The sequence below is a fragment of the Pseudonocardia yunnanensis genome, assembly GCF_039534065.1.
Taxonomy (GTDB): domain Bacteria; phylum Actinomycetota; class Actinomycetes; order Mycobacteriales; family Pseudonocardiaceae; genus Pseudonocardia; species Pseudonocardia yunnanensis.
This window is the reverse complement of record NZ_BAAAUS010000027.1, coordinates 254,212-269,098: the sequence shown is the minus strand read 5'-3', so window position 1 is coordinate 269,098 and position 14,887 is coordinate 254,212. Positions and strand designations below refer to the sequence as shown.

Genomic DNA, 14,887 nt, shown 5'->3' with positions numbered 1-14,887 from the left:
GGAGGGATTCGAGGGGGTCAGCGGGCGGTGCGGCCGTACCAGCGGCCGACCACGGCGCGGTCGAGCGCGGCGAAGATCATGAAGACCACGACGCCGAACAGCGCGGTGAGCGTGATCGCGGTGAACAGGGCGTCCATCTGCAGGCGCTGGGTGTAGATCCGCAGCAGCCCGCCGATGCCCGGGGAACCCTGCTGGAAGTAGAAGTCGGCCACGATCACACCGATCACCGACAGGCCCGCCGCGTTGCGCAGCCCGGTGAAGATCGCTGGCACGGCCGCCGGGAACTGCAGCTTCCACAAGCGCTGCCAGCGGCCTGCGCGGTTGAGCGTGAAGAGGTCATGTGCCGCCGCGGCGGCGGACTGCAGGCCGAACAGCGTGTTGGAGATCATCGGGAACAGCGCGATGATCACGCACACCACCACCCGGGCCGTGAACGCATAGCCCAGCCAGATTCCGATCAGCGGCACCAGCGCGAGGATCGGGATGGTCTGCAGGATCACCGCGTAGGGGTAGAGGATCTTCTCCGCCCACCCCCACTGGGACATGACCACCGCGTACCCGATCCCCAGCACCACCGCGGCGACCAGCCCGATCATCGCCACCGCCACGCTGCGGCCCAGCGCCTCCAGCATCGGCTGCATCAACTGCGGGTTCGACAGCGCGCTGCCATAGGCCTCGTGCGGCGGGGGCAGCAGGAACCGCTGGTTCGCGGGCAACACCAGGTACGACACCGCGTACCAGATGACCAGGATCCCGGCCAGCGCCCCGATGATCGGCGCCGCCCGACCCAGCGCCGCACCCGCCCACCCGCGCCGCGTCGGCCCACCGGATGCGGTGACCGCGGCCGCCGCGCCACCGCCGTGCGCGGGTGGCCCGGCGGTTGCAGCGGCCTCCGTGGGCGACCCGTCCGCGACCCGGTCGAGCGCAGCGCCCGCCGACGAGGCGCCTTGGCTGGGAGCAGCGCCGCCGATGGCCGGACCGTCGGAGGCCGTGCCGTTGCTCGCGGCGTGGCCGGAGCCCGGGGCGTCCGGAGCAACGGACGGAGAAGCAGGACGGGCGGTCATGAGTGCTCCCCCAACGCGGCGGACACCCGCCCGGTGATCTCGGCGAACTCCGGCTCGTAGCGCAGCTCCGGTGGCCGCGGGTACTCCCACGGCACCGCGACCTCGGCGACGATCCGCCCCGGTCGCCCGCTCATCACCAGCACGCGGGTCGACAGGTAGACCGCCTCCGACACCGAGTGCGTGATGAACAACCCGGCGAACCGCTTCAGCCGGAAGATCTTCTGCAGCTCCGTCTGCATCTGCAGGCGCGTGATCTCGTCCAACGCCCCGAACGGCTCGTCGAACAGTGCGAGCTCGGGCTCGGCGACCAGCGCCCGCGCCAGCGATACGCGCATCCGCATCCCGCCGGAGAGCTGACGAGGGTGCTGTGTCTCGAACCCGCGCAGTCCGACGAGGTCGAGGACCTCCTGCGCCCGGGCCCGCCGTTCCTCACGCGGCACGCCCCGCAGCTCACCGACCAGCTCGACATTGCGCAGGGCGGTGCGCCACTCCAGCAGCGTCGCGTCCTGGAAGACGTAGCTGGTGGAGGCGGCGGTGACCTCGACCGACCCGCTCGTCTCCTGCTCGAGGCCGGACGCGAGCCGCAACAGGGTGGACTTTCCGCACCCCGACGGCCCGACGACCGTGACGAGCTCGCCGGGAGCGATCGTCAGGCTCACGTCGGTGAGCGCGACGGTGCCGGTGGGGAAGGTCTTGGTCACACGGTCGAGGGTCAGGGTGGTGGTGGGGGCCTCCTGGGGAGGCGCACTGGCGGCGACGGTTCTCACCTCACGAAGCTCGGCGGTCGGGCGGGCAACAGCCCGGGGAGGGATGGACGGGGAACGGGCAGGTCGAGCGACCGGTTGACGCGGGTGTCGGCCACGACACGGCCGCCGGAGACGACGATCCGTGCGTCCTCGGCCCCGGCGAGGACGTCACCGAGGTGGGTGTCGGGCACGAGCAGCAGGTCGGCCGCATCCCCGGGCGCCGTGGATGCCGGGGGCAGGCCGAGGACGGTGCGGGCACCGGTGGTGACTGCGGCGAGCGCTTCCTCCGGCCCCAGGTGCCCCGCCGTCATCAGCAGCGACGTCGTCTCGAACGGGTCGGCGCGGCCTGCCGGGTTGAACGGGTCGCGCAGGTTGTCGGCACCGGCGGCGAGCGCGATCCCGGCGTCGAGGATCCGGCGCACGGCCGTCAGGCCGCGAGGCGCCAGATGCGTGGCTTCCCGGCCCTGCAGGTACAGGTTCGTGATCGGCAGCGTGACGATGCCGAGCCCGGCGCGGGCCACGAGCTCCAGCACCGGCTCGAGCCGCGCGGGCGGCAGCGACCCCAGCCGCACGCAGTGGCTCGCCGTCACCCGCTGCGTGAGACCCCGGGCCAGCACCTGCTCGGCCAGGTCGACGATGTCCATTCGTGCGTCCGGGCCGCTGACGTCGGTCTGCTCGTCGGCGTGCAGGTCGACGGGGAGCCCGTGCCGCTCCGCGACGTCGAGCATGCGGGTGACCTCGTGGTGCGGGTCGGGCGCGAGGTGCGGGCAGCCGCCGACGACGTCGATCCCCCGGGCCACCGCCTCGCCGATCACGACTTCCGGCACCTCGCTGCCGGCGAGCAGGCAGACCTGCAGCGTCACGCGGCCCCTGAGCTGCTCGCGCAGGGCCACCAGCGCGTCCACGCCTCGGAACCGGTCGCCGTCGGGCGGGACGTCGACGTGGGTGCGGATGGTCGTGATCCCACGGGCGACGTAGCGATGGACCGCGGCCAGCGCTCGCGCGGAGATGTCCGCGGCATCGATCCCGGGCAGAACCGCTCGCCACTGCTCGATCGCGGCCACCAGATCGTTGCCCGCCCCGGGGGCGATACGCGCTGCGGTGAGGGACTTGTCGAGGTGGGCGTGCGGCTCGCACGCCGCGGGCAGCACCCGCCAGCCCGAAGCATCCAGGTCCACGCCCGCGACGATGTCTCCGTCCCATGGCCCCGGCCCGCGGACGGCCTCGATCACCCCGTCGGCGAGCAGCAGGTCGGCCACGGTGCCGTCGAGCAGGCGGATGCCGCGCAGGGCGCGGACAACGCTCCCGGCCAGGTGCGGGGCGGCGTCAGGGGCGCCGATCGACTGCGTACTCCGCACGGGTACTCCATGGTCGAGTAGGTAGCTGACCTGCGGGATATTGATGGGGCCAACATCGGGCGACGCTAGGGACAGTCCGTTTCGCCCGTGTGACCGACTATTCGCGGACGTGTGAACATGCCGATGGTGCGCAGGACCCGACAAGATTCGCCGGAAGAACAGCGCGACGCGGAAGTGCGGCTCGGACGCGCGATCCGGGGCGTACGTCAGGACCGCGGCCTGACGCTGATGCAGGTGGCGGCGGCCTCCGGGCTCTCGCAGCCGTTCCTGTCCCAACTCGAACGCGGGCGCACCCGGCCGTCGATGCGCTCGCTCTTCCGGATCGCCGCTGCGCTCAGCACGACCCAGCAGAGGCTGCTTGCGCTGGCGGCGGGTGGACCGTCCGACGAGCCGGTCCGTGGGAGCACCGCCGCGCTCGTCGACGTCGAAACGGGCGGCGCGCGGTTGTTGCTGCACGACGCGGCCGGCACCGACGTCACGGAGTTCGTCGGGGTGCCCGCCGAGTTCGGGGAGTACTTCAGCCACGAGCGGCGGGAGATGCTCTACGTCGCCAGCGGGCGCATCGAGGTGGAGCTGCGCGAGTCGCGTCACGCCCGGACGGCCACGCTGGACGCCCGCGACACGATTGCCTACGCGGGGCTCGTCGAGCACCGGTTCCGCCGGCTCGGCACGGAGCCGTGCGTCGTGCTCGTCATCCACAGCGGGGGGCGCGATGCGTGAGGAGCTCGCGGGCAACCCGCTCGACGTACTGGCCCGCTGGGTGGCGGAGGCCGAGGCCGCAGGTCTCCCGCTGCCGAGCACGATGACCTTCGCCACGGCCGACGCGCACGGCGTGCCACACGCGAGGACGGTCCTCGTGACGGCGATCGACGCCGCCGCCGTGCAGTTCCACTCCTCCAGGCCCACGACGAAGACCCGCGATCTGGAGCGGAACCCCGCGGTCTCGGCGGTGTTCCACTGGCCGGCGCTCGGTCGCCAGGTGGTGCTGCAGGGCCGGGCAGCGGAGCTCGACGCCGCGGCGTCCCGGGTCGCGTTCCCCACCCGGCCGCGGCAGCTCCAGCTGATCGCCTGGGTCTACGAGGCCCTGGCGCCCGGTCTCGTGGCCCCGCGCTACGAGGTGGAGCGCGGGGCCGTCGAGCGCTCGTTCGACGACTCCGCGGCGCGCGACCCCGCCACCCGGGAGATGCCCCCGAGCTGGACGACGATCCGGCTCGTACCCGACCGCGTGGACTTCTGGCAGGCCGGCACCGAGGTGACCCCGCCCGGAAAGACCCGTTTCGTCCTCGACGGCGACCGCCGCTCCGGGGCAGCGGCACACAAGGCGGCCGACGGCTGGCGCTGCTTCCCGGTCCTGCCGTGACCAGGCGTTTCCCACCCCTCGAGGGGACGCCCGCCCAGGTCGGCGGAAAGCCGTCGGCTACTGCGTCGCCGCGGCGCTGAGCCTGCGCTGCGCGAGTGCCATCGACTCGTGCAGCGGGGTGGTGCCGGCCGTGCGAGCGGCGTCGAGCACGTGGTTCACGGTCTCCTCGATCGCCTCGACCCGTGCCGCGGCTGCCTCGTGGTCGAGACCGCCGACCTCGCGGCTCAGCACGTAGATCACGCCACCGGCGCTGGTCACGAAATCGGGGACCCACACCGTTCCGGCGTCGGCGAGCAGCTGTGCGACCGAGTCGCTGGTCACCTGATTGTTCGCCGGCCCGATGATGAGCGGCACGTCGAGAGCGGCCACGGTCCGAGGGTTGAGCACCCCTCCCACCGCGGCGGGCACGAGCACGTCGGCCGGGGTCAGGAGTGCCCGATCCGGATCCACCCAGCCGTACCCCGCGTTCTTCGCCTCCTCGCGCTTCTGGTCGTCGACATCGGAGACGACGACCATGGCCCCTTGCGCGGAGAGGTCGGCTGCGAGCCGCGACCCGACCGAGCCGAACCCGGCGATCACCACCCGCCTGCCCAACAGCGACTCCGAGCCGAAGACGTGCCGGGCGCCGGCACGCAGAGCGGCCTGGACGCCCAGCGCCGTGGGCGTGCCCGAGCTCCCGGTGCCGCCGTGCTCCTGCGGCAGGCAGAACGAGTAGGGCGTCACCTCGCGGATGACCATCATGTCCTCGGGCCCGGTGCCCACGTCGGGTCCCACGCAGTAGCTACCGTCGAAACCGGCGACGATCTCGGCCACGTCGTGGAGCACGTCGTGGCGCACCTGGGGGGTCAGTACCGTTCCCATCGGCAGCGCGACGACCGTTTTCCCGCCTCCGTACTCGAGACCGGCGGCCGCACACTTGTACGTCATCGCCTCCGCGAGGCGCATCGCATCCGCCGTTCCCTCACGCCAGCCGGGATAGGTCCAGATACGGCAACCGCCCACGGCGGGTCCGAGCGCCCGCGAGTGCACCGCGACCGTGATGGCGGCACCGGATCGACGGCCACGCCGGATCACGACTTCCTCGTGCTGCAGGGCACCGTGCTCAGACATCGACTACCTCAGCTCTCGGAGATGATGGGCTGGACGGGGCGGACATCGCGTTCCTGTCCTGTCCGCGATGCCACGCTGTCCCCTCCACCCTGCGCCGTTCGGCCACTGATGACCAACGCAGATCCCAGCTACCGGCCATCGCCATGAGTGCTGACAGAGAGAGCGATGACGCTGCAGGCGCCCGCCGGTACGGCGGTGATCACCTCAACCGGCTGTGGGGTCAGCCGGCTTTGACGAGATCCGCGGCCCGCTCCGCGATGCCGTAGACGGTGGCGTTGGTATTGGCCGACACGATGGAGGGCATGACGGAGGCGTCGGCCACCCGCAGCCCGTCGATCCCGCGCACCCGCAGCTCGGTGTCGACCACCGCCATGTCGTCGGTGCCGATGCGGCACGAACCGACATGGTGGGAGTAGGTCCGCAGGCTCCGGAACAGGTAGTGCCGCACGGCCTCGTCGTCATCCTCGCGCACCCCGGGTCCTGGGAGCACCTCCTCGGCCCGCCACGGAGCCAACGCGTCGGCACGGCCGATGGCACGGGCGATGCGCAGCCCCGCGGCCATGACCTCGACGTCCCGGGGATCGCCGTAGTAGTTCGGGTCCAGTAGTGGTGCCGCGTCGGGCCGGGAGCCCGACAGCCGTACCGAGCCACGGCTGCTGGGGGTCATGCTGCCGAGGGCGACGCTGTAGGCCTGGCCGGGCACCGGAAGGGCGGGCGGCAGGGCAGGCGCGAAATACGGGATCTCCAGCACCTGGAACTGCAGGTCCGGCCCGTCCTGAGCCAGGTGGCTGCGGGCCAGCCCGATCATCTCCGCATGGTTGTTCACTCCGGCCGGGATCGGCACGGGCGAGCTGTAGACCACGGTCGAACGCGGATGGTCGTGCACGTTGGAGCCGACGCCGGGAAGGTCCAGTGCGACGTCGACCCCGACCTCACGCAGGTGTTCCTGCGGCCCGATGCCCGAGAGCATCAGCAGTTGCGCGGAACCCACCGTGCCCGCCGCCAGCACGACCTCCCCATTGCACGCCGCGGTGTGCAGTGCGCTACCCACGCTGTACTCGACGCCCGTGCACCGCCCGCCGGACAGGAGCAGCCGGTGGGCCGGCGCGTCGGTCACCACGTCGAGGTTCGGCCGCTGCAGCACCGGGACGAGATAGGCGTCGGCCGAGCTCTGCCGTCTGCCGTCCACGATGTTCAGATCACACCAACCGAAGCCCTCCTCCAGCCCGCCGTTGATGTCGTCCGCCAACGGATGCCCGGCCTCGGCCGCCGCGGTCAGCCCGGCCACCGCCACGGGGTGCGGCGACCGCGCCGGCCCCACCGTCAGCGGACCGTCAGCGCCTCGGAGCGCCGGATCCCGCCCCTCGGTGCGTTCACTGCGCCGCAGGTACGGGAGCAGGTCGTCGAACCCCCAGCCCTTCGCCCCGGCCGCGGGCCATGCGTCGTAGGACGAACGATGCCCACGGATGAAGGCCATGCCGTTGATCGCGGAGGACCCACCGAGGACCTTCCCGCGCGGCCAGGGGATGGCCGTGCCGGTCGCGCCCTGCACCACGGTGGTGCCCGCCCAGTCGACGGATGTCCGCTGCAGGGCAGGCCACCCGGGCGGCACCGCCACGGCGGGCGGCGGTTGCCCGCTGCCGGCTTCGATCAGCAGCACCCGCACGTCCGGGTTCTCCGACAACCGCGCCGCGATCACGCAGCCTGCGGTGCCGGCACCCACCACCACGTAGTCGTACCCTGCCTTGTCGGCCACGCCACAAGTTCACGCCGGACGCCCCTACCGGTGCAGCGCTGTATGGCCAACCTCACGACATTCCGGGGCCCTGACCTGGGCAGACCCGACTTCAGTGGTGGCAATCAGGCACATATCGGGCTTCCATCGTTCCTGGAACGCCGGGCCGCGCTCAGCCGGCTGCGCGGGAGCCGAGCAGCCCACGCAGCGACCCGGCCACCTCGATCTCCGGACGCGCCACCAGCTGCCCGTCCCGCACCACCACACGGCCTGCCACCACCACGTGACGCGGTCTGCGGCCGGGCCCGGCCCAGAGGAGCCCGGCGAGCGGGTCGGCCACCCCGGCGTCGGCGACACCGGTGACGTCCCAGCAGACGAGGTCGGCGGCGCATCCGGGCTCGATGCGGCCCAGCTCGGCACGACCCAGGCCCCCGGCCGACCCTGCGGTCGCCCAGACGAGCACCTCCCGCGCGCTCACCGCGCGCCCGGCCAACGGCGCGACCTGCAGCGCGAGCCGTGCGTCGGCGAGCAGGTGCCCGGCGTCGTTGCTGCCGCCCCCGCTCGTGCCCAGCCCCACGGCGACCCCGGCGTCGGACAGCGCCGCCATCGGCGCCACTCCCCACCCCATCGGCAGGTCGCAGCCGGGCGCGTGGGTGGCGCTCACCCCGCCCGCGGCGACCCGGGCGATCTCACCGGGCGTCACGCCGCAGAGGTGCGCGAGCGTGACGTCGGGGGCGAGCCAGCCCCACTCGTCGAGCAGCTCGAGCGGCCGTCGCCCGTAGCGCTCCGCGGCCACCTCCACGTCCACCTGCTCGTTCGCCTGCGTGCGCCGGCGCAGCCCGTGCCGCTGCGCGACCTCGCCGAGCAGTGCGAACGTCTCGGGCGCGTCGCTGTGCACCCCCGCAGGCCCCACCGCCACCTGAATCATGCCGGTGGCGTCGCCGCCCAGCCGCGACGCGATCGCATCCGCCGACGCCGCCGCGGACTGGGGGTCGTCGCGGGCGCTGCCGCGCACGAACACCAGACGCGCGCCGAGCTCCTGCGCGGCCGCGGCGACCGCCGAGGCCAGCTCCACCCCGTCACCTGCGGTCGGAGGCCAGGTGAGGTGATGGTCGGCCACGGTCGTCACCCCGCACAGCAGCGACTCGGCCAGCCCGACGCTCGCCGCCGCATGCGTGAGCTCGCCGTCGACACCGACCGCTGCGTAGGCGGCGGCCATCCGCGGCAGCCACTCCCGCATCGGGACGCCCCGTGTGCCCGGAAGGGTCCGGAACGCCGACTGCAGCAGGTGGTGATGAGCATTGACCAGCCCCGGCGTGACGACACAGCCCGAGGCGTCGAGGACCTCGCCCTCGACCGGGCCGTCGGCCACGCGGCCGTCAGGCCCGCAGGCGATCTCCCCACCGGGTTGCTCGACCACGCCCGTCCACACCAGGTCGGCCCCACGCACCGTCAGCACGGACCAGTTGTAGCAACCCGCACCGCACCGACGGGCGTGGGCCGATCAGCACTGGTGACTACCAGCGTGTTCCCTTCGTCCACTGTGGACGCCAGCGGATCCATCGCGGCATGAGCACGATGGCGACGAGGCTGATCAGTGCGGTGGCTGCCAGGTAGCCCGCGGCCCACCACGGCGTTCCTGCGCCAAGAGCGAGCAGCCCGGTGAGGATCACCGGGGTGAGCCCGGACGCCCAGATGCCCGATCCCTGGAAGACCAGCGACATCCCCGTATAGCGGACGTCGGTGTCGAAGAGCTCCGCGAACAGCGTCGACTCCGCGCCGGTCATCAGTGAGTACCAGACACCCAGCTGGAGCAGCAGGACCACCACGACCAGCCACGTGATCCCGCTGTGCACGGCGAAGAACGACGGCACGACGGTGATCCCGAATCCGGCCACACCGGTGCCGAACACGAGCCGCCGCCCGAACCGGTCGGCGAGCAGGCCCGCCACCGGCGTCAACGCCGCCATCAGCAGCGCGCCACCGGTGACGGCCAGGAGCACGACGATCTTGCTCATCCCGACGGTCGCCGTGGCGTAGGTGATGGCGAAGACGCCCCAGGTGTTGAACGCCGCCCCCTCCGCCCACCGGGCGAGCATCCCCGCCACGAGACCGCGGCGGTGGCCGGACGTGCGGAAGACCTGGACCACGGGCGCCCGCGCCGTCCCACCGCTGTCGCGCAGTTTGCGGAACTCGGGCGTCTCGAGAATCCGTAGCCGCACCAGCAGCCCCACCACGACCAGCACCACGCTCAGCACGAACGCGACGCGCCACCCGACAGCCAGGAACGCCTGGTCGTCGAGCACCTCGCCGAGCAGGGCGAACACCCCGGTACCCAGCGCGAGCCCGAGGCCCAGGCCGATCTGCGGCACGCTCCCGAAGCGGGCGCGCGACCCCGGCGGCGCGTTCTCCACCGCCAGCAGCACGGCGCCGCCCCACTCACCGCCCACGGCCAGGCCCTGCAGCACGCGCAGCACCACGAGCAGCACCGGCGCGGCGACACCGATCGACGCGTACGAGGGCAGCAGCCCGATGAGCGCCGTGGCCGCTCCCATCAGCACCATCGTGGCGACGAGCGTGCGCTTGCGCCCGAGCCGGTCGCCGATGTGCCCGAACAGGACCCCGCCGATGGGGCGGGCGACGAACCCCACGGCGAACGTGCCGAAGGCCAGCAGGGTGCCCACGAGCTCGTTGCCGACGGGGAAGAACAGCTGCGGGAACACCAGCCCCGCGGCCGTGGCGTAGAGGAAGAAGTCGTACCACTCGACGGTGGTGCCGACCAGGCTCGCCAGGAGGATGGTGCGGGTCCTGGGCGGTGGCCCGTCAGGTGGACGTTCTGCGAGGACCGCGGCCGTGCTCATCGCTCGCCCTCCCCCGTCACCGGGCCCCGAGCCCTCACTGGGCCGCGGCGAACGGGACGGTCCGCGACTCCGGAACGGACGGGGCCTGGCCGCCGGGTCGCTTCCAGATGCCGCGTCGCTCCAGGATGGGCAGCACGCCCTCACCGACCCACCAGGCCTCCTCCAGGTGCGGGTGACCGGACAGGATGAACTCCTCGATGCCCAGGGCGTGGTACTCGGCGATCCGGTCGGCGACCTCGCTGTGGCTGCCCACCAACGCGGTTCCGGCGCCACCGCGGACGAGACCGACGCCCGCCCACAGGTTCGGCGCCACCTCCAGGTTCGCCGTCGACCCGCCGTGCAGGGCGCGCATCCGCCGCTGCCCCTCCGACTCGCTGTGGGCGAGACCGGCCTGCACACGCTCGATCGCGGCCGGGTCGATCGCCTCGAGCAGCGACTCGGCGTGGGACCAGGCCTGCTCCGAGGTGTCGCGGGTGATCACGTGCAGGCGGATACCGAAGCGGATCGTGCGCCCGCGCTTCGCGGCGAGGCGGCGGATCCAGTCGATCTTCTCGGCGACCTGCGCGGGTGGCTCACCCCATGTCAGGTAGACGTCGGCGTGCTCGGCCGCGACGTCACCCGCCGCGGGCGACGAGCCCCCGAAGAAGATGGGCGGCACCGGGTCGGGCAGGCGATCGAGGAACGCGTTCTCGACGCGGACGTGCTCGCCGTCGAGATCGACCTTCTCGCCCCGCCACAACGCCCGCACCACCTCGAGGAACTCCCCGGTGCGGCGGTAGCGGGCGTCCTTGTCCAGGAAGTCGCCGTAGGCCCGCTGCTCCGCCGGCTCGCCGCCGGTGACGACGTTGAGCAGCAGCCGGCCACCCGAGTGCCGCTGGTAGGTGGCGGCCATCTGTGCGGCGAGCGTCGGTGAGACCGATCCGGGGCGGAACGCGACGAGGAACTTCAGCCGCTCGGTCTCGGCCACGAGCATCGCCGTGGTGAGCCAGGCGTCCTCGCACCACGCCCCCGTCGGAGTGAGGGCACCGACGAAGCCGACCTGCTCGGCGGCGCGGGCCACCTGGGTCAGGTAACCGATCGAGGCGGGCCGGACGCCACCGGCAGAACCGACGCCGACGCCGTGCCCGCCCCCGACGAGCTGGCGGCCGTCGCCATAGGTGGGCAGGAACCAGTGCGCGGTCAGAGGAGCAGGAGACACGGCGAACCTTCTTCAACGATTTCGCGGGGAAGCGCCCGGCCGACGGGCACGGGCAAGAAAACCGGCGGGGTGGCGCGTCAGCCAGGACACACGCAGGACGCGAGTCGGCAGAGGTCGACATGCCGACGCTGCGTGAGCAGAACCCCGTTCACGGATACCACCCGAGCACGCGCGCGGAGTTCGCGCAACCAAATGTGATGTGCGAGTTCGGCCCTACTCCCATGCCGACCCATCGTTCGAACATTTACCGCTTCCCGTTCCCATACTTCAGCAGTCGGCAGGAAATGTCCGTCGAAATGTCGGACCGCCAGGAATTCGATCAGAAATTGTGACGGCGACCACTGCCTCGGGCCGGTGCCGCTCTGCGACGATGTCCGGGATGTCCCAGGCCGCCACGCTGAAGGCGCGCCGCCACGTCGACCTCCGTCGGCAGGCGAGCGCGCTGTGTGCGGCGCCCGTCGCGCGCGACTGATCCACGTCGCGCGCATCAGGCCGCAGGCACCCGTCACGGGCTCACGCACGATGGGCCCATCCAGGCAGGGACATCGATGCACGCACTCCTCCGCGCCCCCGCCCCGCAGCCCGACGGCGGTGACCAGCTCGCCGGCGACGGCCGGCGCACCGCGACCGCGGCATCCGTTCTGCGCACGATCCTCGACCACGGGCCGGTGGCCCGCAGCACCGTCGCCAGGCTCACCGGGCTCTCGGCGGCGGCGGTGAGCCGTCAGTCGACCGAGCTCGCCGATCTCGGCCTGATCCGCGAGCGACCGGTGCGCAGGCCGCGTCCCGCGATCGGGCGCCCGCACGTCCCCGTGGACATCGACACGCGGTCCCATTTGGCCGGCGGGATCCACATCGCACTGCGCCACACGACACTCGTGCTGATGGACCTGCGCGGTCGGGTGCTCGCCGAGCAGCGGATCCCGCACCGGGACCGCGCAGCGCAGGCCGTGCTCGCCGACGCCGGGGACCGGATGGTCGCCTTCCTCGACGAGCACACCCGCGGACGCAGGCCACTCGGGGTCGGGCTGGCCAGCGGCGGGTGGATCGACCCTGCGCGCGGGGTCGTCGTGCGGCACACGCAGCTGGGCTGGCGCGACGTGCCGGCGCAGGCGGTGCTGGAGGGGAAGCTCGGCCTGCCGGTGCGCGTCGAGAGCCACTCCCGCGCCCTGGCCCGCGCCGAGCAGTTGATCGGCTCCCACCGAACCCGCGCACGGATGAGCCTGGTGCACCTGTTCGTCGGCAACGTGGTCGACGCCGCGATCGTGACGGGCGGGACCGTGCACCACGGTCCCCGGTCCGCGGCGGGCGACGTCAGCCACCTCCCGGTCGGGTCGGGGCCGACGCTCGCGGGCGGTCGTTGCCCCTGCGGACGCACCGGCTGCTTCCAGGCCACGGTGGCCGAACAGGCGCTCGCCGAACACGCCGCAGGCACCGGCCTCCTGCCCGAGGCCCGCTTTCCCGACGTGCTCGCCGCACTGGAGGCGGACGAGCCGTGGGCTGTCGCACTGTTCCGCGAACGCGCCCGACTGGTCGGCCGCGCAGTGGCCCTGCTGCTCGACGTGATCAACCCGGAGATCCTGGTGGTGGCCGAGGCCGGGATCACGCGGCGGCCCGAGCTGCTCGACGAACTGCACACCGAGGTGGCGGAACGCGCGCACGTCGCCGCCGATCCGCGGCGCACCGTGGTGGCGAGTTCGTTCGGAACCCGAACGCTCGGCGTGGCGGCGGGATCGATCGTGTTGCACGAGGCGTATGCGCGCCCCTTGGAATTGGGGCCGCCACCTGCGCGCGGGTGACCCGCCCCGGAGGCACGACCATGGCGTCCGGTACGTCAGGCGTCCGAGCCGGTTCTACGGACGATCGACCGGTAAAGCATGAGTAATATTTGTACAAACAGCCATGTTGACGCGTCTCGGTACCGCGACTAAATTCGAACGGCACAGCACGCGGTATTCGATATCTCGGACCGCGACGTTCGACATCTCGAACTTCGGAAGCCTTTTCATCGCAGTCGCCTTTCGGCGACGCCCCGTTGCCGGACGACCCCCTACGGAGTGGGTCGCGCGGAGATTCAGGCAGGTGTTCGATGACCACCGAAGAGCTGAGTCAGCAGGTCGGTCCGGCTGAATCCAAGCACATCAATTCGCGGCGATATCAGGATGTGATCTCGGGCGACCGGGTCACGACGACGCACTGGTTCATCGCCTGGGCCGGCGGCCTCGGATTCATGATCGAGTCGATGGGCACCGCGGTCTACGCGCTGATCATCCCGCAACTGCTCGACGACTTCGACGCCGATCTCAACGAGCTGACCTTCGCGCTCTTCCTCGTCGGGCTCCTGTCGGCAGGCGCCACCTACTTCTGGCCGTGGCTGGCCGACAGGATCGGGCGGCGGCCCTGCTTCATCATCAACATCGTCCTGTGCGCCTTGTCGCTCGTCCTGGTCGCACTGTCCTGGAACTGGCTGTCGTTCATCGCGTTCTACGGCCTGTACCTGTGTGCGCAGGTCGGTGAGTGGGGCGTCGCGGCCTGCCTGATCTCCGAGACGTGGCCGGCCCGCCGACGTGCCTCGGTGCTGAGTTTCGCCCGGTCGTTCTACGGCTACGGCGCGGCACTCGCCGGCCTGCTCGGCGTCACCCTGGTGGCCACGATCGGCTGGCGGTACGCCTTCCTGCTCCCGGCCGGGGTCGCGTTCCTCGCCCTGTTCGTGCGCTTCTTCTGCCCCGAGTCGCCGTACTGGCTCCGGGCCCGGGACCGCAGGACCCGCCTCCGTGCGGCCGTGGCACGCGGCGAGCAGGTGAGCGCGGAGGACAGCGCGTGGCAGCGGAAGGCGGAGAAGCCGGGCCTGGGCCAGCTCTTCCTCGCCGACCAGCGCCGGCGCACGATCGTCGCCATATTCGTGCCGGTCGTCGGCCTGATGGCATTCACGATCGTCGGAGCCTGGCAGCCGTTGTACCTGCACAACGAACTCGGGTGGACCACCAGCGAATACAGCGTGTACACCATCTGGTGGGGGCTCGCCGGCACGCTCGGCTATTACCTGTTCGGCTGGATCGCCGACCATCGCAGCCGGCTCAGCGCGATGTTCGCGGGCAATCTGCTGTGTATCGTCACGATCATTCCGTGGGCGCTGAGCACGGAGCCGTGGGCGATCTACACGTTCGGCCTGCTGGCCAACGTCGGGTTGATCGGGGTGTGGGGCACGATCATGACCTACACGGCCGAGCTCTTCCCGACGAGGATCCGGGGTCTCGGCCAGGGGATCTCGTGGGGCACGGCGGGCTTGATCAGCAAGGGTGTGCCGTTCCTGGCGCTGCTGATCAGCGACGTCACCGGTTCGTTCCAGCTGGCTTTCCTCCTCATTCCGGTGCTCCTGATCATCCAGCTGATCGGCCTGGTCGTCGCGAAGACGGAGTACGCGGGCAAGGAACTCGACGAGATTGCGGTGTAGG

The 14,887-nt window shown here is 71.8% G+C and carries 14 protein-coding genes; 5 read left to right on the top strand and 9 right to left on the bottom strand.

The window, feature by feature from the left end; translation table 11 throughout:
- Positions 1–17 precede the first annotated feature (17 nt).
- The 3 genes from ABD743_RS25995 to ABD743_RS25985 are packed head-to-tail and all read right to left on the bottom strand — an operon-like array spanning position 18 to position 3,168.
- Positions 18–1,064 (bottom strand): ABC transporter permease, encoded by a 1,047-nt coding sequence (locus ABD743_RS25995; protein ID WP_344724833.1) that lies wholly within the window; start codon positions 1,062–1,064, stop codon positions 18–20.
- Positions 1,061–1,831 (bottom strand): ABC transporter ATP-binding protein, encoded by a 771-nt coding sequence (locus ABD743_RS25990; protein ID WP_344724832.1) that lies wholly within the window; start codon positions 1,829–1,831, stop codon positions 1,061–1,063. Before ABD743_RS25990 ends, ABD743_RS25995 begins: the two co-directional genes overlap by 4 nt.
- Positions 1,828–3,168: an amidohydrolase family protein gene (locus tag ABD743_RS25985; RefSeq protein WP_344724831.1), complete on the bottom strand. Its 1,341-nt coding sequence runs from the start codon at positions 3,166–3,168 to the stop codon at positions 1,828–1,830. The genes ABD743_RS25990 and ABD743_RS25985 overlap by 4 nt, the downstream gene beginning before the upstream one ends.
- A 126-nt stretch (positions 3,169–3,294) precedes the next feature.
- Here ABD743_RS25985 and ABD743_RS25980 point away from each other — a divergent pair, with 126 nt between their 5' ends.
- Both ABD743_RS25980 and ABD743_RS25975 read left to right on the top strand, forming a co-directional pair.
- Complete coding sequence (locus ABD743_RS25980; protein WP_344724830.1) at positions 3,295–3,888, top strand: helix-turn-helix domain-containing protein; 594 nt, start codon at positions 3,295–3,297, stop codon at positions 3,886–3,888.
- Positions 3,881–4,528 (top strand): pyridoxine/pyridoxamine 5'-phosphate oxidase, encoded by a 648-nt coding sequence (locus ABD743_RS25975; protein ID WP_344724829.1) that lies wholly within the window; start codon positions 3,881–3,883, stop codon positions 4,526–4,528. Before ABD743_RS25980 ends, ABD743_RS25975 begins: the two co-directional genes overlap by 8 nt.
- A gap of 57 nt (positions 4,529–4,585) precedes the next feature.
- Here ABD743_RS25975 and ABD743_RS25970 read toward each other — a convergent pair whose 3' ends face one another.
- The 6 genes from ABD743_RS25970 to ABD743_RS44560 all read right to left on the bottom strand — a co-directional run bounded on the left by ABD743_RS25970 (position 4,586) and on the right by ABD743_RS44560 (position 11,665).
- A complete protein-coding gene (locus tag ABD743_RS25970; protein ID WP_344724828.1) occupies positions 4,586–5,638 on the bottom strand; it encodes a Glu/Leu/Phe/Val dehydrogenase dimerization domain-containing protein in 1,053 nt (350 codons plus the stop codon).
- A 220-nt stretch (positions 5,639–5,858) separates the two neighbouring features.
- Positions 5,859–7,394 carry a GMC family oxidoreductase gene (locus ABD743_RS25965; protein WP_344724827.1) on the bottom strand — a complete coding sequence of 512 codons (1,536 nt, stop codon included), beginning with the start codon at positions 7,392–7,394 and terminating at the stop codon, positions 5,859–5,861.
- Positions 7,395–7,545: 151 nt separating this feature from the next.
- A complete protein-coding gene (locus tag ABD743_RS25960) occupies positions 7,546–8,832 on the bottom strand; it encodes an amidohydrolase family protein (protein ID WP_344724826.1) in 1,287 nt (428 codons plus the stop codon).
- Between the two features lie 58 nt (positions 8,833–8,890).
- A complete protein-coding gene (locus ABD743_RS25955; protein WP_344724825.1) occupies positions 8,891–10,234 on the bottom strand; it encodes an MFS transporter in 1,344 nt (447 codons plus the stop codon).
- Between the two features lie 34 nt (positions 10,235–10,268).
- Complete coding sequence (locus ABD743_RS25950; protein WP_344724824.1) at positions 10,269–11,432, bottom strand: LLM class flavin-dependent oxidoreductase; 1,164 nt, start codon at positions 11,430–11,432, stop codon at positions 10,269–10,271.
- A gap of 77 nt (positions 11,433–11,509) precedes the next feature.
- Entirely contained in the window at positions 11,510–11,665 is a 156-nt protein-coding gene (locus ABD743_RS44560; protein WP_379658876.1) for a putative leader peptide, read from the bottom strand.
- A 137-nt stretch (positions 11,666–11,802) separates the two neighbouring features.
- Between ABD743_RS44560 and ABD743_RS25945 the strand changes: the two genes are divergently transcribed.
- From ABD743_RS25945 to ABD743_RS25935, 3 genes are all read left to right on the top strand, one after another.
- Positions 11,803–11,904, top strand: coding sequence for a putative leader peptide (locus tag ABD743_RS25945; protein WP_344724823.1), 102 nt, complete (start codon positions 11,803–11,805; stop codon positions 11,902–11,904).
- 76 nt (positions 11,905–11,980) lie between these two features.
- Positions 11,981–13,231, top strand: a complete 1,251-nt coding sequence (locus tag ABD743_RS25940; RefSeq protein ID WP_344724822.1) for an ROK family transcriptional regulator — start codon at positions 11,981–11,983, stop codon at positions 13,229–13,231.
- A 290-nt stretch (positions 13,232–13,521) separates the two neighbouring features.
- Positions 13,522–14,886: an MFS transporter gene (locus tag ABD743_RS25935; protein WP_344724821.1), complete on the top strand. Its 1,365-nt coding sequence runs from the start codon at positions 13,522–13,524 to the stop codon at positions 14,884–14,886.
- The last annotated feature ends 1 nt before the right edge of the window (position 14,887 follow it).